This window comes from Pseudofrankia coriaricola, from assembly GCF_032027725.1.
Lineage (GTDB): Bacteria > Actinomycetota > Actinomycetes > Frankiales > Frankiaceae > Pseudofrankia.
On the sequence record NZ_JASNFO010000074.1, the window covers coordinates 38,719 to 62,106 of the forward strand.

The 23,388-nt window shown below is 72.0% G+C and carries 20 protein-coding genes; 6 read left to right on the forward strand and 14 right to left on the reverse strand.

Features of this window, described 5'->3' with window-relative positions; all coding sequences use genetic code 11:
- The 6 genes from QOZ89_RS33015 to QOZ89_RS33040 all read left to right on the forward strand — a co-directional run bounded on the left by QOZ89_RS33015 (position 1) and on the right by QOZ89_RS33040 (position 5,712).
- Positions 1–1,023: an NADP-dependent oxidoreductase gene (locus tag QOZ89_RS33015; protein WP_071049722.1), complete on the forward strand. Its 1,023-nt coding sequence runs from the start codon at positions 1–3 to the stop codon at positions 1,021–1,023.
- Complete coding sequence (locus QOZ89_RS33020; protein WP_071049721.1) at positions 1,020–2,105, forward strand: acyl-CoA dehydrogenase family protein; 1,086 nt, start codon at positions 1,020–1,022, stop codon at positions 2,103–2,105. The genes QOZ89_RS33015 and QOZ89_RS33020 overlap by 4 nt, the downstream gene beginning before the upstream one ends.
- Complete coding sequence (locus tag QOZ89_RS33025) at positions 2,095–3,429, forward strand: CaiB/BaiF CoA transferase family protein (protein WP_312627615.1); 1,335 nt, start codon at positions 2,095–2,097, stop codon at positions 3,427–3,429. The genes QOZ89_RS33020 and QOZ89_RS33025 overlap by 11 nt, the downstream gene beginning before the upstream one ends.
- Positions 3,430–4,629 (forward strand): CaiB/BaiF CoA transferase family protein, encoded by a 1,200-nt coding sequence (locus tag QOZ89_RS33030; protein WP_312627617.1) that lies wholly within the window; start codon positions 3,430–3,432, stop codon positions 4,627–4,629. It begins immediately after the preceding gene.
- Positions 4,630–4,789: 160 nt separating this feature from the next.
- On the forward strand, positions 4,790–5,296 hold the full coding sequence (locus tag QOZ89_RS33035; protein WP_071049719.1) for a thiolase C-terminal domain-containing protein: 507 nt from the start codon (positions 4,790–4,792) through the stop codon (positions 5,294–5,296).
- Entirely contained in the window at positions 5,293–5,712 is a 420-nt protein-coding gene (locus QOZ89_RS33040) for a Zn-ribbon domain-containing OB-fold protein (protein ID WP_312627621.1), read from the forward strand. The genes QOZ89_RS33035 and QOZ89_RS33040 overlap by 4 nt, the downstream gene beginning before the upstream one ends.
- Here the strand turns inward: QOZ89_RS33040 and QOZ89_RS33045 are convergent.
- The 14 genes from QOZ89_RS33045 to QOZ89_RS33105 form a co-directional block, all read right to left on the reverse strand.
- A complete protein-coding gene (locus QOZ89_RS33045; protein WP_071049717.1) occupies positions 5,690–6,316 on the reverse strand; it encodes a TetR/AcrR family transcriptional regulator in 627 nt (208 codons plus the stop codon). The genes QOZ89_RS33040 and QOZ89_RS33045 overlap by 23 nt on opposite strands.
- Before the next feature lie 97 nt (positions 6,317–6,413).
- Entirely contained in the window at positions 6,414–8,117 is a 1,704-nt protein-coding gene (locus QOZ89_RS33050) for an ABC transporter permease (protein ID WP_071049716.1), read from the reverse strand.
- A gap of 4 nt (positions 8,118–8,121) precedes the next feature.
- Positions 8,122–9,264 carry an ABC transporter ATP-binding protein gene (locus QOZ89_RS33055; RefSeq protein WP_071049715.1) on the reverse strand — a complete coding sequence of 381 codons (1,143 nt, stop codon included), beginning with the start codon at positions 9,262–9,264 and terminating at the stop codon, positions 8,122–8,124.
- A gap of 122 nt (positions 9,265–9,386) precedes the next feature.
- The gene (locus QOZ89_RS33060; RefSeq protein WP_241841842.1) at positions 9,387–10,169 is read right to left on the reverse strand and encodes an SDR family NAD(P)-dependent oxidoreductase; all 783 of its coding nucleotides are present in this window, start codon (positions 10,167–10,169) and stop codon (positions 9,387–9,389) included.
- A 191-nt stretch (positions 10,170–10,360) separates the two neighbouring features.
- Entirely contained in the window at positions 10,361–13,786 is a 3,426-nt protein-coding gene (gene lysX / locus QOZ89_RS33065; RefSeq protein ID WP_312627626.1) for a bifunctional lysylphosphatidylglycerol synthetase/lysine--tRNA ligase LysX, read from the reverse strand.
- A gap of 264 nt (positions 13,787–14,050) precedes the next feature.
- Entirely contained in the window at positions 14,051–15,184 is a 1,134-nt protein-coding gene (gene hypE / locus QOZ89_RS33070; protein WP_491723681.1) for a hydrogenase expression/formation protein HypE, read from the reverse strand.
- Positions 15,181–16,290, reverse strand: coding sequence for a hydrogenase formation protein HypD (gene hypD, locus QOZ89_RS33075; RefSeq protein WP_312627628.1), 1,110 nt, complete (start codon positions 16,288–16,290; stop codon positions 15,181–15,183). The genes hypE and hypD overlap by 4 nt, the downstream gene beginning before the upstream one ends.
- Positions 16,287–16,559: a HypC/HybG/HupF family hydrogenase formation chaperone gene (locus QOZ89_RS33080; RefSeq protein WP_491677146.1), complete on the reverse strand. Its 273-nt coding sequence runs from the start codon at positions 16,557–16,559 to the stop codon at positions 16,287–16,289. Before QOZ89_RS33080 ends, hypD begins: the two co-directional genes overlap by 4 nt.
- Before the next feature lie 18 nt (positions 16,560–16,577).
- Complete coding sequence (hypF, locus tag QOZ89_RS33085) at positions 16,578–19,421, reverse strand: carbamoyltransferase HypF (RefSeq protein ID WP_312627631.1); 2,844 nt, start codon at positions 19,419–19,421, stop codon at positions 16,578–16,580.
- On the reverse strand, positions 19,418–19,531 hold the full coding sequence (locus QOZ89_RS47730; protein WP_397428887.1) for a DUF6893 family small protein: 114 nt from the start codon (positions 19,529–19,531) through the stop codon (positions 19,418–19,420). The genes hypF and QOZ89_RS47730 overlap by 4 nt, the downstream gene beginning before the upstream one ends.
- Positions 19,532–19,808: 277 nt before the next feature.
- A complete protein-coding gene (locus tag QOZ89_RS33090) occupies positions 19,809–20,018 on the reverse strand; it encodes a hypothetical protein (RefSeq protein ID WP_071049710.1) in 210 nt (69 codons plus the stop codon).
- Positions 20,019–20,029: 11 nt separating this feature from the next.
- A complete protein-coding gene (locus QOZ89_RS33095; RefSeq protein WP_312627634.1) occupies positions 20,030–20,938 on the reverse strand; it encodes a DUF5947 family protein in 909 nt (302 codons plus the stop codon).
- Positions 20,935–21,597 (reverse strand): NifU-related iron-sulfur-binding protein, encoded by a 663-nt coding sequence (locus QOZ89_RS33100; RefSeq protein WP_312627636.1) that lies wholly within the window; start codon positions 21,595–21,597, stop codon positions 20,935–20,937. The genes QOZ89_RS33095 and QOZ89_RS33100 overlap by 4 nt, the downstream gene beginning before the upstream one ends.
- On the reverse strand, positions 21,590–23,386 hold the full coding sequence (locus QOZ89_RS33105) for a nickel-dependent hydrogenase large subunit (protein ID WP_312627638.1): 1,797 nt from the start codon (positions 23,384–23,386) through the stop codon (positions 21,590–21,592). Before QOZ89_RS33105 ends, QOZ89_RS33100 begins: the two co-directional genes overlap by 8 nt.
- Positions 23,387–23,388 lie beyond the last annotated feature (2 nt).

Genomic DNA, 23,388 nt, shown 5'->3' on the forward strand with positions numbered 1-23,388 from the left:
GTGCTGAGCCGCGAGTGGCGGCTCGCCCGCCATCCCGTGGGCCGGCCGGCCGACGGCGATGTCGAGCTGGTCGAGGTCGACGTGCCGGCGCCCGGGGCCGGCGAGCTGCTGGTCCGCAACCGGGTCATGTCGGTGGAGCCCTACATGCGTGGCCGGATGAGCGCCGGGCCCTCCTACGCCGACGGCTACCGGCTCGGCGCGCCGATGTCGGGGCACGCCGTCGGCGAGGTGGTCGCCAGCACCGTGCCCGGGGTCCCGGTCGGCGCCCGCGTGCTGCACGACCTCGGCTGGCGCGAGCTGGCGCTCGTGCCGGCGACCGAGGCGCGGGTGCTGCCCGGCCTCGACGTGCCCGACAGCAGCTGGCTCGGCATCCTGGGCCTGACCGGGCTGACCGCCTACGTCGGACTGCTCGACGTGGCGGCGTGCAGGCCGGGGGAGACGGTCTTCGTCTCCGCGGCGGCCGGCGCCGTAGGGCTGGCCGTCGCGCAGATCGCCATGTCGCGGGGGTGCACGGTCATCGGCTCGGCCGGCGGCGCCGACAAGGTCCGCTTCCTGGAGGCCGACCTGGGCCTCGCGGCCGCGTTCAGCTACCGGGACGGTCCGATCCGCGAGTCCCTCGCCGACGCGCTGGCGCGCGCCGGCGCGGAGGCGCTCGACGTCTACTTCGACAACGTCGGCGGTGAGCAGCTGGAGTGCGCGCTGCGCCACATGCGGACCGGGGGCCGCATCGCGCTGTGCGGTGCGATCTCGACCTACGACGCGACCACGCCGGTGCCGGGTCCGCGCAACCTGCTGCTGATGATCTGGCGACGGCTCCGGATGGAGGGCTTCTTGGTGGACGACCACGAGGCACGACGAGCGGACTTCGAGCGGGACATGGCCGGCTGGCTGGCGGCCGGGCAGGTCCGCAACATCGAGACGGAGTACAAGCCCGGGGTCGAGCGCGCGTTCGAGGCGTTCCTGGCGATGCTCGACGGGGCGAACATCGGGAAGATGGTCATCCCGCTCGGCGGTGCCGCATGACCGCGCCGGCGCCCGGCCTCGACTCCTTCCGGGCACAGGCGCGGGCGTGGCTCGCCGACAACGCCAAGCGGCGGCCCGCCGCGCAGGCGAACTGGGGAACCGGGTCCGACGACGTCGCCGTCTTCCACGACCTCGGCGCCGACGAGGAACGGGCCATGCTCGGCCGGATCCGGGCTTGGCAGCGCCGCAAGTTCGACGCGGGGTACGGCGCGCTGAGCTGGCCGCCCGAGCTCGGCGGGGCGGGGCTGCCGGCGGCGTACGAGGAGGCCTTCGCACTGGAGGAGGCCGCGTTCGAGACGGTGCCGTCACATGAGCTGTTCTCGGTAACCGTGCGCCTGATCGCCCCGACGATCCGGCTGCTCGGCACGGCGGAGCAGAAGGCGCGCTTCATCAGGCCCTTCCTGCGTGGCGAGGAGCTGGCCTGCCAGCTGTTCTCCGAGCCTGGCGCGGGCTCCGACCTCGCGGGGCTCGCGACCAGGGCCGTCCGGGACGGCGACGAATGGGTGGTCACCGGGCAGAAGGTCTGGAGCTCCGGCGCCCACCACGCGGGCTGGGGCGAGCTGCTCGCGCGCACCGACCCGGACACCGTGAAGCACGCCGGCATCACGGCGTTCCTGCTGCCACTCGACACCCCGGGCGTGCAGGTGCGGCCGTTGCGGCAGATGTCGGGGGGAGTGTCGTTCTGCGAGGTGTTCCTGGACGACGTGCGGATTCCTGACTCGCTGCGCCTGGGCGAGGTCGGCAAGGGCTGGGGGGTGGCTCTGACGACGCTGGGGTTCGAACGCGACGCCAGCGCGCGGCCGCACCAGATCGGCGGAGGCTGGACGCAGGTGCTCGGCCTCGCGCAGTGGCTTGGGGTGCTCGACGACCCGCTGGTCCGCCAGCGGCTCGCGGCCGTCTACGCCAACGAGCGGCTGGCCGACGGCCCGACCGAGATCCACAAGACCGCGCTGGCGCGTACCCTGCTCGCGCAGTTCGAGCCCGCGATGGGTCTCTTCCCGTCGGGTCATCTGCCGGCCCGCCGGGCGGCGGCCAGGGAGCGCTTCGCCGAGCAGATCGAGCAGGCCGTCGATGCCGGCTGACACACCCCTCCCCGACACGCCCTACCCCGACACGCCCTACCCCGACCCGGCGCGCCGGCCTCGCCCCCGCACCGGCCCGCTCGCCGGCATCCGCGTCGCGGACTTCTGCTGGATGGGCGTGGGCGCCGTCGCGACCCGCCTGCTGGCGGACTTCGGCGCCGACGTGATAAAGATCGAGAACCGCGCTCGTCTCGACATGCCCCGGCGGCTGCCGATCTACAAGGGCGATCCCCGCAGCTACGGCGACGAGGACCCGAACCCCGACCCGAACAAGGGCGGCCTGTTCAACAACTACAACCGCAACAAACTCGGGATCACGCTCAACATGCGCGACCCGCGCGGGAGGGAGCTCGCGGACGCGCTGATCGCCGCTGCCAGCGTCGTCTCCGAGAACTTCGCGCTGGGCGTCATGGAGCGCTGGGGCCTGACCTACGAGCGCCTTCAGGAGCTGTGCCCCGGAGTGATCTACGCCCGCATGAGCGGCTTCGGACACTCGGGCCCCTACGCCCGGTACCGCAGCTACGGACCGGTCGTGCAGGCGGTCTCCGGTCTGTCGTTCATCAGCGGCCTGCCCGGCCGGGAGCCGTCTGGCTGGGGGCTGTCCTACATGGACAACCAGGCCGCCTACTACAACTCGGCAGCCCTCCTGATGGCGATCCTGCACCGGGAGCAGACCGGCGAGGGCACCGAGATCGACATGGCGGCCGTCGAGATCGGTATCAGCATGCTCGGCCCGGACCTGCTCGACGCCTCGGCGAACAGCCGGCCGACCCGCCGGCCGGATTTCCCGACCGGCAACCGGCTGCAGTACCCGCACGCCGCGCCGCATGGCGTGTACCCCTGCGCCGGCGACGACCGCTGGGTCGCCATCGCCGTGTTCGACGACGACGAGTGGGATCGGATGTGCAAGGCCGTCGGCCAGCCCGAGTGGGCCGATGAGGAGCGGTTCGCATCCCAGGCCGCCCGGTTCGCCGCGCAGGACGAGCTGGACGCGCTGCTCGGCGCGTGGACCAGGGAACGCACCCCGCACGAGGTGATGCGGCTGCTGCAGGCGGCCGGTGTGCGGGCCAGCGCCGTGCAGAACGCCGAGGACCTCAACGAGCACGACCCGCAGCTCGCCGAGCGAGGCGTGTTCTTCGAGATGGACCATCCCGTGATCGGGACGGCCCGGTTCGAGGGCCCGGCGGTGCTGTTCTCGGGGTTCACGCCGGACCTGTGGCGGTCGGCCCCGCTGCTCGGCGAGGACAACGAGCACGTCCTGACGACCGTGCTCGGCCTGTCGCGCGACGAGGTCGCCGACCTGGCCGCGGAAGGGGTGATCTGAGTGTGGCGGGAGGCCGACGCGGCGCCGGGGCGCACGCCTTACAACGGCTTGGTCGTCGTCGAGGTCGGCACCGACCTCGACGGCGAGCAGACCGGCAAGCTCCTCGCGGACCTCGGGGCGACGGTCATCAAGGTCGAGCCGCCCGGCGGGTCGCCGACCCGGGCCTGTGGGCCGTGGCTGGGTGATGTCGAAGGGGTCGAGACCAGCCTCGCCTTCGCGACATACAACACGTCCAAGCAGTCGGTGGTACTTGATCTGCCCGCGGGCCTGCCACGGCTCGAGGAGCTCGTCGCGGACGCCGACGTGCTGCTGTGCGGGTTGCAACCGGCGGCACTAGCGCGGCTTGGGTTGTCATACGGCGAGCTGGTCACGCGCCACCCGCGCCTGGTCGTCCTGTCGGTGACGCCATTCGGCCTCACGGGGCCGTGGGCCGACTACCTCAGCAGCGACCTCGTGGCGCTGGCCGCCGGCGGCCCGCTTGCCAGCTGCGGGTACGACGACCACACGATCCCGCCCATCCGGCCGGGCGGCAACCAGGGGTTCCAGACCTCGGCGAGCCACGCGCACAACGGGCTGCTGCTTGCGCTGCTGCAGCGGCGGCGCACCGGCCGAGGACAGATCGTCGACGTGTCGATGCACGACGCGCTCGCGGTGACGGGGGAGCTGGCGAACCCCTACTGGTTCTACCCCCGGGTGCTCCTCGAGCGGCAGACCTGCCGGCACGCCCAGCCGGAGCCGACCCAGCCGGCTCTCTTCCAGTGCGCGGACGGGAACTACATCTACTTCGCCCTCGTGCTCGCCGACCAGAAGCCCTGGCAGCAGCTGGTGGCCTGGCTCGACAGCGCCGGGGTCGCCCTCGACCTCACCGACCCGGCCTACGGCAGCCTGCCGCACCGCCAGGAGAACTTCGCGCACATCCAGGACCTGATCGAGGTGTTCTGCCTGCTGCACGACGCGGACTGGATGTACCACGAGGGCCAGGCCAGGGGACTGCCAATCGGCATCGTCTCAGCCCCCGAGGACCTCCTCGCCGACGCGCACCTGCGTGCTCGCGGCTACTTCGTCGGCGTCGACCTCGGCGAAGCGGGCACTGTCGAGTACCCGAGCACGCCGTTCCGTTTCGGCGCCTTCCCGGTGCCGCCGATGCGACGGCCGCCGCGGCTGGGCGAGCATACCGCCGCGCGGCTCCAGGAGCCCTGATGTCCCCGGCGGTTCTCCGATGCCGACCCGAAGACCTGGGACAAGGCCGAACGCCTCAAGGTCATGGGCGAATACGGCATCCACGCGCAGCTGCTCTACCCCAACATCGCTGCGGCTGTTCGACTTTTGCCTCGAGACCGACGGCGCCTGCGCCGTCGTCGTGACCAGCACCGAACGGGCGCGGGACCTGCGCCAGTCGCCCGCCGTCATCCGCGCCGTCGCCCAGGCGAGCATCCCGAACCCGCAGCCGGGCATCCAGTTCCCGACGCTGTTCCGCGAGTCCATCACCTCGCTGCCAGCCACGGCCGTCGCCAGGACGCTGTACGCGCGGGCGGGCCTCGGCCCGGCCGACATCGACGTCGCCCAGATCTACGACTGCTTCAGCATCACCGTTCTGCTGCAGCTGGAGGACTGGGGCTTCTGTAAGAAGGGCGAGGGCGGCCCGTTCGTCGCCAGCGGCGAGATCGGGCTCGGGGGCAGCCTGCCCATCAACACCGGCGGCGGCCATCTCTCCGAGGGCTACATCCACGGCATGAACCACATCGTCGAAGGCGTGCGCCAGATCCGCGGCACGTCCACCTCGCAGGTGGCCGGCGCCGAGACCTGCCTGGTCACCGCTACTCCGCTGCCGCCGGGCAGCGCGCTGATCCTGACGGCGGACCGGTGACCCGCCGCCCGCTGCCGGTCACCGACGACCTCGACACCGGCGGCTTCTTCGAGGCGGCGGCACGCGGCGAGCTGGTCGTCCGCCGCTGCGACGGCTGCGACGCCGTCCTGCACATGCCGCGCGCGTACTGCGCGACCTGCGGCAGCTGGGAGGGCCGCTGGCAGCCGGTCGCCGCGACCGGCACCGTCTACTCGTGGACGGTCGTCGAGCACCAGGTCCACCCGGCCTTCCCCGTGCCGTACACCGTGGTGCTCGTCAAGCTGGACGACGTGCCCGGCACCCGGCTGGTCGGGCACCTGCCGGGCCGGCCGGCGCTGCGGCCGGGCCAGGCGATGGCGGCCGACTTCGAGGACGTCGACGGCACCGTCCTGCCCCGGTGGCGGACGGCCGACGTCAGCCCGGCTCCGGCCCCCTGAGGATGTTGCGGACCGCCTGCCCGTAGAAGGCGTCCAGGTCACGTGACGTGACCCGCCCCTCCGGGCGGTACCAGTTCCAGACGCTCTGGAGCAGGCCGATAATCGCGTGGGCCAGTAACGTCGGGTCCTGCCTCGGTATGCTCCCCGCCTCCATGGCCTGGGACAGGAAGTCGACCCACAGCGCCTCCACCTTGCGCGCTGTACGCAGGGAGGCCAGCCGGACCTCCTCCTCCCGTCCGCTGCCGCGCGTGCTCGACAGCTTGCCCTGCTCGTTGGCGAGAAGCCGGTTCTGTGTCATCTCCGACTTCGGCCCGTTGAAGGACGCGCTGACCGCGGTCAGGACCGAGGCCACGGCATCCTCCGGCGAGTTCAGGCACTTACTCCAACGGTCGAACCAGCTCTCCCACGACTCGAGCATTAGCGTGAAAAGGCAGTGCGTCTTCGTCTCGAAGTAGTGGTAGAGCGCCGTGTTGCCGATGCCGGCAGCTTTCGCGATGTCGGCCCACTTCGTTGCGTCGAAGCCGTGGCGGCCGAACTCCTCGGCGGCAATCCGCAGGATCAGTTCGCGTTTCGACCGCGCGCTCGGCGCGACATCGTTCTTCACCAGAAACTCCTTCGGGGGAGCCAGCCGCGCGGGCCGTCGTCGACGGGCCTCGGCCCGGGGCCGAGGCCCGTCGGGCAGGAGCCGCCGGGCCCGGCGATCACAGGGCATTCAGCGAGTCGCTGCCACCCGCTACCAGCGCCACCGCGACTCCGACCGCGGTGACCGCTGACATGATCAGCGCTACGGCCGCGACCAGCGGGAAGAATCCGCTGCCCCAGCTGTCGAACAGCACCGTTCCCATCACCTGGGTGTGCAGGGACCGCACCAGGACCGAGGCGGTGAACTCCTGCGTGAGAAGCACGAACATGAGCGCCGCGGCGCCGCCGAGGCTGGAGCGCATGAGCGGAAGGATCACACGCAGTTTCGTGCGGACCGGTCCGGCCCCGCTCACCCGGGAGGCCTCCTCGTAGCTGTCACCCAGCGCTATCAGCCCGGACAACTGCATCCGGGTCGCGAACGGCAGCATCAGGGTCACGTAGACGAGGATCATCACCCAGCGCGTCCCGTACAGGACGAACGGCTTCTGGCTGTAGGTGACCAGGAAGCCGACGCCGAAGAGTACGGCGGGTACGCCGAGCGGCAGCGTGACGAGGAAGTCCAGGATCGGGGCGAGGACCGGGTACCGACGGCCGCGCAGCAGGATGCTCGCGGCGGCGAACCCGATCGGCAGCACGATGAGGACAGCGATCAGCGAGTAGACGACGCTGTTCTGGATCGCGTCCCGCGTCGCCGACGCCTCCAGCACCTTGCGGAAGTTGTCCAGCGTGAACGTCGACGGCCGTACGTTCTTCGTCCAGTAGCGCGACAGGGACACGATCAGTAGCCCGATGAGGGGCAGCACCGTGGCGGTCAGCGAGAACAGGACGATGCCGACAGCGGCGATCTTGGACGGTCTGGCCGAGCTCCTGAACCCCTTGCCGCCATGGGTCACGAACCGCCGCTGGTCGCCGAGCAGGAACTTCTGCCCGAGGACGACGAGGAGGCCGAACCCGAGCAGCGGCGAACCGATCGCGGCGGCCAGCCCGTAGTCGACCGGCGTCGAGGAGACCTGGTTGTACATGTCGGTGGTCAGGACCGTGATGCCCTCGTTCGTGCCCAGCAGCAGCGGGCCGGTGAGCTGGCCGAGGCCGAGGAGTAGCGCGACGCCACCGCCATAGGTCAGCGCCGGGCGGAGCAGCGGCAGTGTCACCCGGAAGAACACCTGGTAGCCGGGCGACCCGCACACCTGGGCCGCCTCGAGGAAGTCCGCGCCGATGTTCGCGAACGCGGCCCGCACGAACAGGTAGACGAACGAGGTCAGGCTGAACCCGGTGATGATGACGATCCACGGCAGCGAGTAGATGTTGATAGGCCCCGTGGTGTCGCCCGACCACCACGGCAACTTCCGCAGGACCGCGTTGAGATATCCCGGCCCGGGCGCGAGCAGGAAAGCCCAGCCGACGACCAACGCGATCGCCGGCACGACGATCGGCAGCACAGGGAACACGGACAGAAAACGCAGCCGCCGGGGCAGACGGGTCGACGCCCACGCCAGCCAGGTCCCCAGGACGAGGGCGATCAGCAGCGAGCCGAGCGCGAGCCCGACGGTGTAGAGCAGGGTCCGCCCGAAGCCGTCACGTGCGAAGGCCGCGTGGTAACTGTTGCCCCCTGGTCCGGTGAACGCCTTCAGCTGCAGCCGGATGAGGGGTGCGAGAACGAGGTAGGCGAGCACGGCCACCAGAGCGGTGGCCATGGTGAACCGGCCGACAGCCCGGTGGTCGACCGCGAGGGCCCGGCGGCCCGGGAGCGCGAGCGTCGCCATGACGTCACACCCCGGCCACGGCCGGCGCCGCCTCGGCCTGATTCGGCTCCTGCGCCGGCTCGGCCGGGAACATCGCCGCGGAGCGCGGGGCGAAGGCGAGGACCAAGCGGTCGTCCGGCGTGATCCGGCGTGTCCAGGAGTCGCGGTCCGCGGAGACGTGCACCCGGACCCGCGTCGCCGCCGCGGTGGCGGTGACGTTCATCTGCCGGCCGCCGAACTCGACGTCGACGATCTGGACGGGCAGCGCGGTCTCGTGTGCCTCGATCTCCTCCAGGTTCTTCGCGAGCCGCGCGGCGTCCGGGCTGAAGCGCGCCACGACGGTGGCGTCCGCGGCGTCGGGCGCGAGACCCTCGAGCGGCTGGCCGCCGCAGGTCCACCCGGTGTCGGTGCGTCTCAGCTCGAGCCGATTCGACATCCCAATGAAGGCAGCGACATATTCGGTCGCGGGCGCCTCGAACACGCGTTGCGGCGTGTCGAGCTGCTCGATCGCGCCCGCCCGCATGATCGCGATGCGCTGGCCCAGCGCGAGCGCCTCCGACTGGTCGTGAGTAACGAAGATGGCTGTGAACGGCGCGCGGCGGTGCAGCTCGTGGATCTCCGAGCGCATCTGGTCGCGCAGGCGCGCGTCGAGATTGCTCAGCGGCTCGTCGAACAGGATGACCTCGGGCCGGGCGGCCAGCGCCCGCGCCAGCGCCACCCGCTGCTGCTGACCGCCGCTCAGCTGCATCGGCAGCCGGTCGAGCAGTTCCTCGCACTCGACGAGGCGGGCTGTCTCCTCCACCCGCCCCTGCGCGATCGCCTGCTTCAGCCCCCGCGCCTTAAGGGGGTATGCGATGTTCTTGCGGACCGACATGTGGGGCCACAGCGCGTACGACTGGAAGACCATGCCGATCTTGCGTTTGTCTGGTGGCACGTTGATGCGCCTTGTGCTGTCGAACACGGCCCGGTCACCGATCGTGATCTGGCCGCGGGTCGGGGTCTCCAGACCGGCGACGCAGCGTAACGTCGTCGTCTTTCCACATCCGCTCGGACCCAGGAGAGCGATGAACTCCCCTTCCTCGATATCGAAGTCGAGGTCCTTCATCGCGTGGGTCGGCGGCTTGCCGTCGAACCGCTTTGTCAGGCCCTTCAGGCTCACGCTGGACATGGTGGTCGGCTCCTTCCGACGGTGCGGTCACGATGCGGCCGTCGAACGTGGGTGCTCGGGGGGAGGGGGGCTATCGAACTCGGTGGGCGGCCATGGAGCGGGGCGGCCGCGGCGGTACACCGCTAGTCGCGGACCAGGGCCTGTCCGCCGTCGACGCGGAGCAGGGCGCCCGTCGTAAAGCTCGACATCCCGCTCGCGAGGTAGAGCGCCGCGCCCGTTATCTCGTCCGGGGCGCCGGCCCGCCTCATCGGCATCCTCGCGGCGAACTCGCCGAACTTCTCCATGTCCCAGCCCGCGGCGATGTCGGTCAGGAAGGGGCCAGGCATGATCGTGTTGGCGCGGACGGTCGGCCCGTACGCCAGCGCGATTCCGGTCGTCAGCACATGCAGACCTGCCTTCGCCGCGCCATAGGGAATCTCGTGCTGCGTCGGCCGCACGGCGGCGACGCTGGACACATTGATGATCGACCCACCGCCCGTGGTGAGCATGCGCTGGGCCACCAGTGACGACAGCCGGAACGGCCCCTTGAGGTTCACGCCGAGCGTCTTGTCGAACAGCTCCTCGCTGGCGTCGTGTAACGCGCTGTACAGCGGCGCGATGCCGGCGTTGTTGACGAGCACGTCCACTCGGTCGACCAGCTCGTACGCCCGCTCCACCAGAGCCGTGCACTGGTTCCAGTCACCGACATGCGCCGCGACGCCGAACACCTTCTGGCCGCTGCGCGCCGAGATCTGATCCGCCGCCCGCGCGACCGCGTCCGGCTTGCGGCTCACCACGATCACGTTGGCGCCGGCGGCCGCGAACGCCTCCGCGATCGCCCGTCCCAGGCCTCGCGTGGCGCCGGTGACCAGGGCGGCCTTGCCCTCCAGCAGCTTTCCGCTGGTGGGTCTGATCTGCTCCTCCACGGGGCTGCTCCTGCCGGCGTCGTCCCGCAGCGAGCGGGTAAACTGAACTGACTTCAATTTAGTTAGGCCGGGCGCCGCGTGGCAAGCGTCACGTGAACCGGGGGCCAGCCCGCGACCGGGCCGGCGGGCCTATGCGGAAGCGGGCTCGGCGGCGCGCTCGGCATGTGGAGCCGTCGGGGTGGCCGGGGTGGTCAGCCGCGGCGCGTGGGGGTGGGCGGCGGCGTGGGGCGGACGAAGGGGAACGCCAGGGTCTGACGGATGGAGGCCCCGGTCAGCATCATGACCAGCCGGTCGACCCCGACTCCCAGGCCACCCGTCGGCGGCATCGCGTACTCGAGCGCGGAGAGGAACGCCTCGTCGAGCTGCATCGCCTCCGGGTCCGCGGCGGCGAGCAGGGACTGTTCGGTGAGCCGGGCCCGCTGGTCGACCGGGTCGACGAGCTCGGAGTAGGCCGTGCCGATCTCGGTGCCGAAGGCGACCAGGTCCCAGCGCTCGGCCAGCCGGGGGTCCAGGCGGTGAGCGCGGGTCAGCGGTGACGTCTCGGTCGGGAAGTCGAGGTAGAAGGTCGGTTCGGTGGTCGCGGGCTCGACGAGCTCGTCGTAGAGCGCCGCGACGAGCGCGCCGGCGGCCGCGTCGAAGGGCGGGGTGATGCCCCGCTTCCGGCACAGGGCGGCGAGCTCCTCCTGGGGCGTGGCGACGGTGACGGGGTGGCCGGCGGCGGCGGAGACGGCGTCGTGGACGGTGACCGATCGCCACGGCCCCGACAGGTCGACGTCGACGGTCCGGCCGTCCGGTCCGGGCCTGCGCGCGATCGGCGCGCCGTGGACGGCGGTGGCGACGGCGATGACCAGGTCGCGGGTGAGGTCGCGCATCGCCAGGTAGTCGCTGTAGGCCTCGTACGCTTCGACCGATGTGAACTCGGGATTGTGCGTGGCGTCGGCGCCCTCGTTGCGGAAGTTCCTGTTCAGCTCGAAGACCCGCCGCATCCCGCCGACGCACAGCCGTTTGAGATACAGCTCCGGCGCGATCCGCAGATAGAGCGTCGAGTCGTAGGCGTTGATGTGGGTGACAAACGGCCGGGCGTTCGCGCCGCCGTGGACCGCCTGCAACATGGGCGTCTCGACCTCGGTGAAGCTCCTGCTGGCGAAGAAGCGGCGGATCTCGCCGACCGCTCGCGCGCGGTTGGTGAGCATGCGCCGGGCGCCGGGGTTGACGATCAGGTCGACGTGGCGCTGTCGGGCCCTGGCGTCGGGGTCGGTGAACCCGGCCCGGCCGTCGGGCAGCGGCCGCAGGCATTTCGCCGCCATCCGCCACTCGTCCACCAGCACCGACAGCTCGCCGCGCCGCGACGTCACCACCTCGCCGGTCACGCTCAGGTGGTCGCCGAGATCGACGGCCGCGCGGAACAACCGGTGCGCGGCCGGATCGAGCCGGGCACGGTCGACCATCGCCTGGATCGACGCGTCACCCTCCCGCAGAACGGCGAAGATCAGCCCTCCGTGATCACGCAGCGCCCGGACCCGTCCCGTCACCGACACCCGGCAGCCGGTTCGCGTGCCGGGCGCGAGGCCGCCGAACCGGTCGACGAGATCGGCGAGGTCGCTGTCGCGCGGAACAGCCACCGGGTAGGGATCCATGCCCGCGCCCCGCAGCCGGTCGAGCTTGGCGTACCGCACCCGCTGCTGCTCGGCGAGCCGCCGCCGGGGAGTGACGAGCTGGACCGCCGAACGCCGCTGCGCCGCGACCGCCTCGGTGAAGGGCATCTCCCGCCCGCCGTACTCGACGACCGCGCCCGGTGCACGTTCCCGGGGACCGGCGAGGGCCGGCAGGAACCCCTCCACCATCCCGGCGACGAGCGCGACCCTCGTCAGGGTGAGCGCCGAGTCGTAGCACAGGTAGCGGGGCGTCCACCGCGGCAGGTAACGGGCGTTCGAGCGGTACAGGCCCTCGATCTGCCAGAACCGGGAGGCGAAGGTGAGCAGCCGCGCGCCGAGCCGCGCGCCCGGCCGGGCGCCGACCCGTTCGGCCGCGCTGAAGACCTCCCGGAACGCCGCGAAGTTCAGCGAGATCGCGCGCACGCCGAGCTCGTCGCCCGCCGCCTGGGCGAGGGCGGCGACCATCGCCTCGACCAGCCCGTTCTCCGCCTCCCGGTCGCGGCGCATCAGGTCGAGGGAGAGCCCGTGCGAGCCCCACGGGACCAGCGAGAGCACGCCGCGCAGCCGGCCGTCGCCGTCGCGGGCGAGCACAGCGACGCACGCCTCGTCGGCCGGGTCGCCGATACGCCCGAGCGCCATCGAGAACCCGCGCTCGGTGTCGTCGCCGCGCCAGTCCTCGGCGGAGCGCTCGATCTCGGCGAGCTCGCCGGCGGACAGGGTCCCGTGGCGGGTCACGGTGAAGGTGTAGCCGGCGCGGCGAACCCGGCGCACCGCCCGCCGGACCGGCTCCATCGTCGCGCCCTCCAGGCTGAACTCGGCGACCTCGATGATCGCCTCGTCCCCGATCGGCAGCGCCTTGAGCCCGGCCGCGACATAGGCCCGGGCGCCCTCCTCGCCGGCCGCCAGGACCGCCGGGAACCAGCCGAACAGCCGTGCCTCGGCGAGCCACGCCTCGATCGCGCTCGCCCATGCCGAGCGCAGCCCGATCGGGTCGGCGCTGGCCAGGCTGACGGCGGCGAGCACCCGGTAGGTGACGGCGGCGTCTCCCCGCGGCGAGAAGATCACGGACTTGTCGTGGCGGGTCGCGAAATAGCCGAGGGAGTCGCGCTGCCCGGCGCGCAGCAGCAGCCCGCGTACCGCCAGCTCGTCGGCCGCCGTGAGGTACGCCTTGGCCCGGGCGGACCTCAGGAAGACCACGGCCGCGGTGATGAGCGAGGCGGCGGAGATCAGGCCCGCCAGCGCCGCGACCCAGTGGTGGCCCTGCTGCCCTTTCCAGCCCACCTCCGACGAGTTCGGCTCGATGCCGAGCGCCGCCCGCGCTCCCCACACGATCCTGCGGGTCGTGCCGGTCAGCTGGCCCGGGAACAGCAGCGTGAGCGTCACCGCCGACGCCACCGACACCGCCAGCCCGACCACCAGCACACCGAGTGCCCGCCACCGCGCGCCGGGCTCCAGCCGGGAGGAGAACGCCGGCCGGCTGAGCCATAGCAGCGCCACGACCGCCACGGTCAACGTCGCGTTGACCACCAGGTACACCGTGCCCAGCGCCGTCAGATCTCGGACATCCCTTGCGTCGGTCATGATCGCGACGAGCACCGCGATCAGATAACCGGCCGCGGCGGCCTGGAACGCGAGCAGCAGCCAGAGCGCGGCCCGCATCCGCCGCCGGGCCGCGCCCGCGACGATGAACAGCAGGGCGGTGGAGAACAGGCTCGGGCTCACCGGAAGATTGACCAGCCCGAACAGGTCGTCGACGCGGCGCGCCCAGTGAGCCCGCCGCAGCGCCAGGCTGACCAGCGACCAGCACGCCGCCGCGAGCAGGATCCGGCCCGCCACCGACGCGACCGCGTCTCGCCAGCCGTCGAGCAGCACGCCGCGGGAGGGCGCCGTCCCCGCCGGGTCGTCCGTCGAGGCGGGGGCAAATCTTGTAACCGTGGCGGCACGCAGCGTAGCCTTCGTCACCGGACGAGTCTCCTACGCGCGACGCGTGACGCCACGTCGCAACCTGCCCGGAGGGCTGCGCGGGCGGATATTCCCGGCGGGTCGCCGCTCCGGACATGTCCGCTCCCAGGCCGACCGCTCCCAGGCCGACCGCCCGGTCCCGCGAGGCCGGCGGTGCCGCCGTGATCGCACGGCGTCGGCCAGCCGAGATCGTTCGCCACCCTGGCCTCTCTCACCGCCCTGACCCCACCGTCGCGCCCGTTCCGTGTCCCTCGCGCCTGCTCGTCAGCAGATGCGGGGGAGCTGCTCGCCGACAGGCAGGTCGACGACCCGGGTCGCCCCGAACGCGGTCCTGGCGACCACCATGGCCGGGTGGTCCTCGACCACCGTGCCGATCAGGGCCGCGCCTCGGCCGTTCGGATGGCGGCGCATGGCCGCCAGCACTCGGTCCGCGTCGTCGCGTGCGACGAAAGCGACCAGCTTGCCCTCATTCGCCACATACAGCGGGTCGAGGCCGAGGATGCCGCAGGCATCCGCGACCGCCGCCGGTACCGGCACCGACCGCTCCACGATGTCGATGCCCACGCCGGCCGCGCGGGCGATCTCGTTCAGCGAGGCCGCGAGACCCCCGCGGGTGGGATCGCGCAGGGCGTGCACATCGGGATGCTGGCCCGATGAGTCCCGGTCGAGCATGGTCGCGACCAGGCCGTGCAAGGGCGCGGTATCGCTCTCCAGGGCGGTGCCGAACTCCAGGCCCTCCCGGCAGCTCAGCACGGCGATGCCGTGCACCCCGAGATCACCGCTGACCAGGACCGCGTCGCCGGGACGGACCCGGGCGGGGCGGATGTCCACTCCGTCAGCTATCAGGCCGATCCCCGCGGTGTTCACGAAGACGCCATGGCCGTGGCCGGCGTCGACCACCTTGGTGTCGCCCGTGACCAGGCGCACTCCGGCCCGGCGGGCGGCCGCACCCATGGCCGTCGCGATCCGCGCCAGATCGGCCAGCGGCGTCCCTTCCTCGAGAATGAACGCCGTCGACAGGCACAGTGGCATGGCGCCGGACATGGCGAGGTCGTTGACCGTGCCGTTCACGGCCAGCTCGCCGATCGACCCGCCGGGGAAGAACAGCGGATGCACCACGTAGGAGTCCGTGGAGAACGCGAGCCGGGCCGACCCGACGGCGAGCACGGCGCAGTCGTCGAGCTCGGTCGCGGCCGCCTCGCCGAAGGCGGGCAGGAACAGATGCTCGACCAGCTCGGCGGACATGGCGCCGCCCCCGCCGTGTCCCATCACGATGGTGGGTGAGTCCCGCAACGGCGCCGGGCAGCTCCAGGCCGCCGGATCCACTGTCTCGGCGGTCTTCGCCGTCTCGGCGGTCACCCCGGTCACCCCGGTGACCGCGGTCTCGGCTGCGGTCACCGGGCACCCGCCCGGGCCGGTTCCAGCCGCCGGTACAGGTAGTAGGCCGCGCAGGCGCCCTCGGAGGAGACCATCGTCGCTCCCAGCGGGTGGCGCGGGGTGCACTCGGCGCCGAACGCGGCGCACTCGTGGGGCTTGATGAGACCCTGCAACACCTCGCCCGACCTGCACGCGGTGGACTCGTCGGCGCGCAGGCCGCCGACGTCGAAGCGGAGCTCGGCGTCGAACTCCCGGTAGTCGGGGGAGAGGCGCCAGCCAGAACGCGGGATGGTGCCGATCCCGCGCCAGGCCCGGTCGGTCACCTCGAACACGGCGCGCAGCATCGCGCGCGCGGCGGGATTGCCCTCGGCCAGCACGGCGCGGGGGTAGGCGTTGTCGACGGTGTGCCGGCCCGCCTCCAGCTGGACCACCGCCTGGCGGACGCCCTCGAGGATGTCGAGCGGCTCGAAGCCGGTGACCACGATCGGTACCCGGTACCGCTCGGCCAGCGGTGGGTACTCGTCGGTGCCCATCACGCTGCACACATGACCGGCGGCGAGGAACGCCTGGACCCGGCAGGCTGGCGACTCCATGATCGCCGCCATAGCCGGCGGCACCAGGACGTGGGAGACCAGCAGCGAGAAGTTGCGCAGTCCCAGCTGTCGGGCCTGGTAGACGGCCATGGCGTTGGCCGGCGCGGTGGTCTCGAAACCGATGCCGAAGAACACGATCTGACGGTCGGGGTTGTCGACCGCCAGCGTGACGGCGTCCAGCGGCGAGTAGACCACCCGGATGTCGCCGCCCGTGCTCTTCACCTGGAAGAGGTCCGCCCGGCTGCCGGGGACGCGCAGCATGTCGCCAAAGGAGCAGAAGATGACCTCCGGCCGGGAGGCGATCTCCAGAGCCTTGTCGATGATCTCCAGTGGGGTGACGCAGACCGGGCAGCCGGGGCCGTGGATCAGCTCGATGCTCTCGGGAAGCAACTGGTCGATGCCATGACGAATGATCGAATGCGTCTGCCCGCCGCAGACCTCCATGAGCGCCCACGGCCGGGTGGTCACCGCGTGGATCTCCTTCAGCAGGCGTTCGGCCAGCTCGGGGTCCCGGAACTCCTCCAGATACCTCACGGCGTGACCGCCTCCTCTCCGGCCTCAGCCGTGAACGGGTCGATGAGTTCCTCGTCGAGCAGGCCGAATCGCCGGAACTCGGCGAGCGTCTCCAGCGCGCGCCGTTCGTCCAGGCGCTGGATGGCGAAGCCGACGTGCACGATCACGTAGTCGTCGGCGGCGACCTCGGGAAGGTACGCCAGGCAGACGTCCTTGCTGACCCCGCCGAAGTCGACCTCGGCCATCGGCGTCCCGTGCCGCTCGAACGTCCGGACAACCCTGCCCGGCACCGCTAGACACACCCGCCCTCACCCCATCCTGTCCACCGCGGCCGGTCCCGCCGGCCGCTCGTCGGAATCCAGCCGGTCGTCGGAATCCAGCCGGTCGCCGGCGGCCGCCACGACGAGCTGGCCGAGCGACAGGCCACCGTCATCGGGAGGCACCCGCCGGCTGCTCACCACGTCGAAACCCGCCGCCAGCAGCGCCCGCCGGGCGCCAGCGAGCAACAGCGCGTTCAGGAACACGCCGCCGGCCAGCACGACCGTCTCCAGCCCCAGCTCGCGCCGCGCCCGCTCAGCCAGCGCCAGGACCAGCGCGACGAGCGCCTCGTGGAACCCCGCGCCAGCGGCGGCGACATCGACGCCCCGGCGTTGGTCGGCCACCAGCGCCCGCATCACCGGCGCCGGGTCGGCGATCAAGGGCCCGCCATCGCTCGCGGCCTCGCGCAGCTCGAAGCGATAGCGGCACTCATCCGGCACGCCGCCGCGGGACCGGGCCTCGAGCTCGATCGCGGCCTGCGCGTCGAAGTCCACGGTCTGGCGAACGCCGAGCAGCGCGCTGACCGCGTCGAACAGCCTGCCCACACTCGACGTGGGGACGGTGCCGACCCCGCGGCGCAGCTGCCGGGCGAGTACCCCGCGCTCGGCGGGGGCCGCCGCCGTCACCGGTGGCAGGTCGAGGTCCCAGGCGATCCCGGCGGAGGCCAGATGCGCCAGCGCCATCCGGTAGGGATGCCGGACGCTCGCGTCGCCGCCCGCCAGCGGGACATAGCCGAGATGGGCGAAGCGCCGGAACCCGCGGTAGTCGGCGACCAGCACCTCGCCGCCCCAGATGGCGCCGTCGGTGCCGTATCCCGTTCCGTCGAACGCGAAGCCGATGACGGGGCTGGTTCCGTCGAGGCCACGCTCGGCCATCGCGGCCGCGATATGCGCGTGGTGATGCTGCACGAACCGGACGGGCGGGCCTGGCGGGAAGGGCGGGCCTTGCGGACCCGGCGGGGTGGGCGGTGGGCGGTGGGCCGGCTCGCCGGGCAGGCCGGGCAGGCCGGGCAGGCCGCGAGATCTTTCCATCGCCCAGGCGCGTGAGCGGTATCTGGGATGGGCGTCGGCGGCCAGCCGCTCCGGCCGCACTCCGGTGAGGTGCTCCAGGTGCGTCACCGCCCTGCCGAAGGCGGTCAGGGTCGCGAGGTCGTCCATGTCGCCGATGTGGCCGGACAGCCAGGCCGAGCGGCCAGAGCCAAGGCAGCAGGCGTTCTTCATGTCGCCCCCGACGGCCAGCGTCGGGGCGACGGCGAAGGGCAGGCGGATCGGCAACGGCGCGTACCCCCTGGACCGGCGGATCATCACCTCGACGCCGTCCACGACCCGCACCACCGAGTCGTCGCACGGGATGTGGATGGGACGGTCGTGGCACAGCCAGCCGTCCACCAGATGGGCCAGCCGCCGTGCCGCGTCGTCGTCATCGGCGGCGATCGGTTCTCCCGCGAGGTTGCCGGAGGTCATCACCAGCACGGCGATGTCGGGAAGACCGGCGCCGGCATCGGCCCCGGCCCGCGCGGGGCGGCCGAACAGGAGGTGGTGCACGGGGGTGTAGGGCAGCATGAGCCCGAGGTCAGGGTTGCCTGGGGCCACCTCGTCCGCCGGCCGGGGCCGCGGGTCGGCTCGGCGCCGGGCCAGCACGATCGGCCGGGCCGGACTGGTCAGCAGGCGGGTCTCGGCGTCGTCGAGCTCGACCAGCGCCCTCGCGGTCGCGAGGTCGGTGGCCATCACGGCGAAGGGCTTGCCGCCACGCCGCTTGCGACGGCGCAGCGTCGCGACCGCTGCCTCGTCGGTGGCGAGGCAGGCAAGGTGGTACCCGCCGACGCCCTTCACGGCGAGTACGCCTCCGGCGATGAGCAGCCGCCGGGCCTCGGCCAGCGCGTCCTCGTCACCGCGCACGCGGCGCCCGTCCGGCGCGCGGAACTCCAGCCGAGGCCCGCAAGCCGGGCAGGCGATCGGCTGCGCGTGGAAACGGCGATCCGCCGGGTCGGCGTACTCGCGGGCGCAGTCGGCGCACATGGGGAAGCCGGCCATCGTCGTCACCGGCCGGTCGTAAGGCAGATCGGTGATGATGGTGAATCTCGGGCCGCAGTGGGTGCAGGTGATGAACGGGTGCCGGTAGCGGCGGTCGGCCGGGTCGGCGAGCTCACGCAGGCATGCGTCGCAGGTCGCCGTGTCGGCGGGCGCCTGGGCACGCCTGGCGGCGGACGGCTGAGACGGCCCGTGCCGCTGGGACGGCTGGGACGGCTGAGACGGCTGAGACGGGGCGATGGTGAAGCCCAGCTCGCCGCGCGGCGCGAGCGTAACGACCGTGATCCGTTCGATCTCCGCGAGCGGTGGCGGGTCCGCCCGGAGACGGCGCCCGAACTCCTCGACGGCCGCGGGCGAGCCCTCGACCTCCACCTCGACGCCCGCGACGTCGTTGCGCACCGAGCCGGCCAGCCCGAGGCCGGTCGCCGTGGCATGGACGAACGGGCGAAAGCCGACGCCCTGAACGACGCCGCCCACGGTGAACCGGCGGCGCACCGGCGCGTCGGCCGGCGCGGCGGGTCTGGGCACCGCGCTGGCCGACCTGCCGCCGGCCGGGTCGACGGTGGCCGGGTCGACGGTGGCCGGGTCGACGGTGGCCGGGTCGACGGTGGCCGGGTCGACGGTGGCCGGGTCGACGGTGGCCGGGTCGATGGTGGCCGGGTCGATGGTGGCCGAGGCGGCGGTGGTCGGCGCGGCGGTGGCCGGGTCGGCGGTGGCGGGCCGGACACCGGCTGGCGCGACGGTGGTCGGCGCGGCGGCCGGCGACAGGTCCAACGCGGACGGGTCGAGGGGCGACGACGTCACATCTGCCGGACCTTCAGGTACCGGCGCAGCGCTGGGAGCTCGTCCCAGGCGATCCTGCCGGTGACACCGGTCGCCGCCGCAAGCGCGATCATCATCAGGGATTTCCGCACGGCGTGCTCCTTCCGACTGCTTCGATCCGCTCCGATGCCTGTCCCGTCACCTGGTGCCGTTCCCGGCAACACCCGCCCGCTCGCCCACCAAGATCGCCAGATCTGTATCCGAATCCGAACTCCGAGCCCCCGCCCGTTCGGATCCGGACACAGTCCCGCTGATCAAGTTCGCGACGCGGCGATAGACCGGGTGATTTTGTCCAAAGCGGCACCAGGCGCCTGTTTTGCGCGGGGCGAGATGGTCGGGCCATCGAGGTGCCCGGTCCGCGCCGGCTGGTCAAGGGGGCGGAATGTTCGGCATCTCCGGCAGCACCGGGTTGTGCCGCTCCGGCACGATGCCGGTCGAGCGGCGAGCGTCGGCCTTCCCGTCGGGATGGTGTCCGGCCTCGCGCTCGTAGGCGCCCTTGGCGTTGCCCTGGGGGACGCCGGGCGTGTGCGCCGAGGCGTCGATGGCCACGTCGGGCCTGCCGACTCGGATGCTGGCCATGACCACTCCTTTCAGGTGCCCGTCCCGGCGGACGCGTTCGCCGCGTCCGCTTGGACGGAGGTGACAGAGGTTTGGACGGAGGTGTCATGCCGGGGCGGATGTGTCACCCGCGGCGCGGGCCCGGAATCCTGCTTCGCGTGCGCGGCGCGGGCGGTGACCGCGCCGTCGGCCAGTACGGCGAAAAACTCGTTAATTGCGGGCCATACCGTGCTGCCGCCGGAAAATCCTTTCCATTCCTCGCGCACGATGGCGACGAGCCGGTAGCAGAGGTCGATTGGGACTATCCAGTGCTCGTTCGCGCCCTTGGCGGTGTTGACCAGCACTGCCTCTACAAGCGGCCTCAAGGTGCCTAGCGCACCGCACCGCTCCTGTGCCTGGGCCCAGACGGCCTGATCGATCTCTCCCTGGGTGACACCGATCGGACTCGGATAGCGCGCGATGATCCGTCCGTCGGCCTGGGTGACGAAGAACGCCAACCCGACCGGTATCCCCAGCGTGCCTGAGACGAATCCGGGCAGGGCCAGCCGCCGGCGCGGGACGAGGACGTAGTGGCCGCGGCCCGCCGCGTCGCGTTCGAACAGCAGCGTGCACGCCTGGCACACGCACAGCAGGCCGGCCTCCCGCTCGTCGAGCAGGTGCCGGTGGGACTCCGGCACCGGGGCCGCGCACAGTCCGCAACGCTCCGACGCCGCCGTGCCGCGCGCGCCAGCCCGCCCGGCCCGGCGAACCGTCCGGCGCAGCGCACCACCGGTCGTGCCCAGGTCGAGTGCCGCGGCCGCGCCGGCACCCGGGCGGGTACCGGCGCGGGTACCCAGGCCGGCCGCGGCGTCGGGTCCGCCCTGGGCGCGCCCGCGGGTGGGGCCGTCGCCGGCGGCGGTCGCCCTATGGCCGAGCACGCCTGGGCCGGCGTCGGCGATCACCGGGCCGACCCCAGCGTGGCCGGCCCGCGCAGCAGCGAGTCGACGGGGACGAGCGTCTGCTTCGCGGCGACGTCGACGCGCACCTCGGACAGTTCCGGCGCCACGGCCTGCAACGCGTCGCGGACGGCGTCGGCGACCGCGTCCGTGGTCGCCGCCGCGCCGCACCCGCTCTCACCGCGCACCGCCACCGTCGCCACGCCGCTGTCGATGCCCAGCAGTTCGACCTCGGCACCGACCGTGGCGAGCTCCGGGCGCAGCGCCTCCAGGGCGCGCCTGGCCCGGCGCTCGACGGGGTCGGGATGGACGCCGTGCAGGACGAGGAGGTGAGCGAGCAGCTCGTCGGCCGTGAGCGCGTCGCGCACGTCGGGAGCCCGCGCGGCATAGCCGGCCGCCCGGGCCAGCGCCTCGCCGTACACCTCGAGGAGCGTGGCCACCGCGTCCAGCGCGACCTGGGCCCCCGGACCCGGCGTCCGCTCGACCTGCTCCAGCAGACCGTCGAGCAGGGTGAGCCGCTCGCGCACGGCCTCATCGTCGAGCCGCGAACCGGCCGGCTCGGCCGGTTCGGCCGGCGCCAGTCTGAGCGGGGCCGGTTCGGCCGCGCTCGGTTCGGCCACGTCCGGTTCCCTCGCGGTCGCCTGTTCGCGCGGGAGGTCATCCATGCTGGGCGCCCAGCATCGGTGAGTGCTGGTGGGTGACGGTGCGGCCGTTGCCGACGTACATGTGCACGCCGCAGGGCAGGCACGGGTCGAAGCTGCGCACCGCCCGCATGATGTCGACGCCCCTGAAGTCGTCCGGGCCGTTCTCCTCGAAGATCGGCATGTCCTGGACGGCGTCCTCGTACGGCCCCGGGGTGCCGTAGCTGTCGCGCGGGCTGCCGTTCCACGGCGTCGGCGGGTACGGGTGATAGTTGGCGATCTTCCCGTCCTGGATGACCAGGTGGTGGGACAGGACCCCGCGGACGGCCTCGTGGAAGCCGCAGCCGATCGCCTCGTCGGGCACCTCGAAATCGGTGAAGGTGCGAGTGTCGCCGGAGCGGAGGCGTTCCATCGCCCGCTCCAGGAAGTAGAGCGACATCGCCGCCGAGTACGCGACGAAGTAGACCCGCGCCCGGTTGCGCTCGATGGCGTTCGACCACGGCGGGATCTTCCATTCCAGCGTCGTCGCCGGCAGCCGCTCGCTCTTCGGGAGCGAGATCCGGACGCCGCGCCCGGTCGAGGTGACGTACGGCGTGTCCACCAGGCCGGCGAGCGCGGTGGTGTAAAGCCGTGCGTACGGGCCGCCGCCGGTGTCGAGCGCGAGGTGATCGCCGGACCGCTTGTCGAACCAGCGTGGGCTCATCACCCAGCTGTACTTCCCGTCGAAGTCCCGCTTCTGCGGCTCTGGCAGCGTGGTCTGGTTCCAGGGGTGGCGCATGTCCACCGGATTACCGAGCGGGTCGCGGGTGACGAACGGCTCCTCGTTTACCCAGTCGCCGTAGAAGGAGCTGCCGAGCAGGATCCGGATGCCCAGGTTGATGTCGACGAGATTCGTCGTGAGCAGCTCGCCGTCGACCACGATGCCGGGGGTGACGTACATCGACTTGCCCCACTCGTTCATGGTCTCGTACCGGTAGTCGCAGACGGCCGGGTCCTGCCAGGCACCCCAGCAGCCGAGCAGGATCCGCCGCCGGCCGACCTCCTCGTAGCCGGGCAGCGCCTCGTAGAAGAAATCGAAGACGTCGTCGTTCATCGCCACGGACTTCTTGACGAAGTCAAGGATGGACACCAGCCGGCTCATGTAGTCGGTGAACAGCGACGGCTCGGGCATGGTCCCCACCCCGCCCGGATAGACCGTCGACGGGTGCACGTGCCTGCCCTCCATCAGGCAGAACATTTCGCGGGTGACCCGGGAGACCTGGAGCGCCTCCTTGTAGAGCTCGCCCTCGAACGGGTTGAACGAGCGCATGATGTCGGCGATCGTGCGGTAGCCGTGGATCGCCGCGCCCGGGGCCTGCGTGTTCTCGGCGCGGGCGAGCACGCTCGGGTTCGTCTGGGCGACCATCGCCGCGGAGTAGTCCACGAACACCAGGTTGTCCTGGAAGATCGTGTGGTCGAACATGTACTCGGCCGCTTCGCCCAGGTTGATGATCCACTCCGCCATCGGGGGAGGCTTCAGGCCATAGGCCATGTTCTGCGCGTACACCGAACATGTGGTGTGGTTGTCACCGCAGATGCCGCAGATACGGCTGGTGATGAAGCCGGCGTCCCGCGGGTCCTTGCCCTTCATGAACATGGAGTAGCCGCGGAAAAGCGACGACGTGCTGTGGCACTCGGCCACCCGCCGGTTCGCGAAGTCAATCTTCGTGTAGATGCCCAGGTTCCCGATGATGCGCGTGATGGGGTCCCACGACATCTCCACGAGCTGGGAAGAGGGTTCGGCCGCCGTGCGCTGCGTCGTTCTCGCCGCCATGT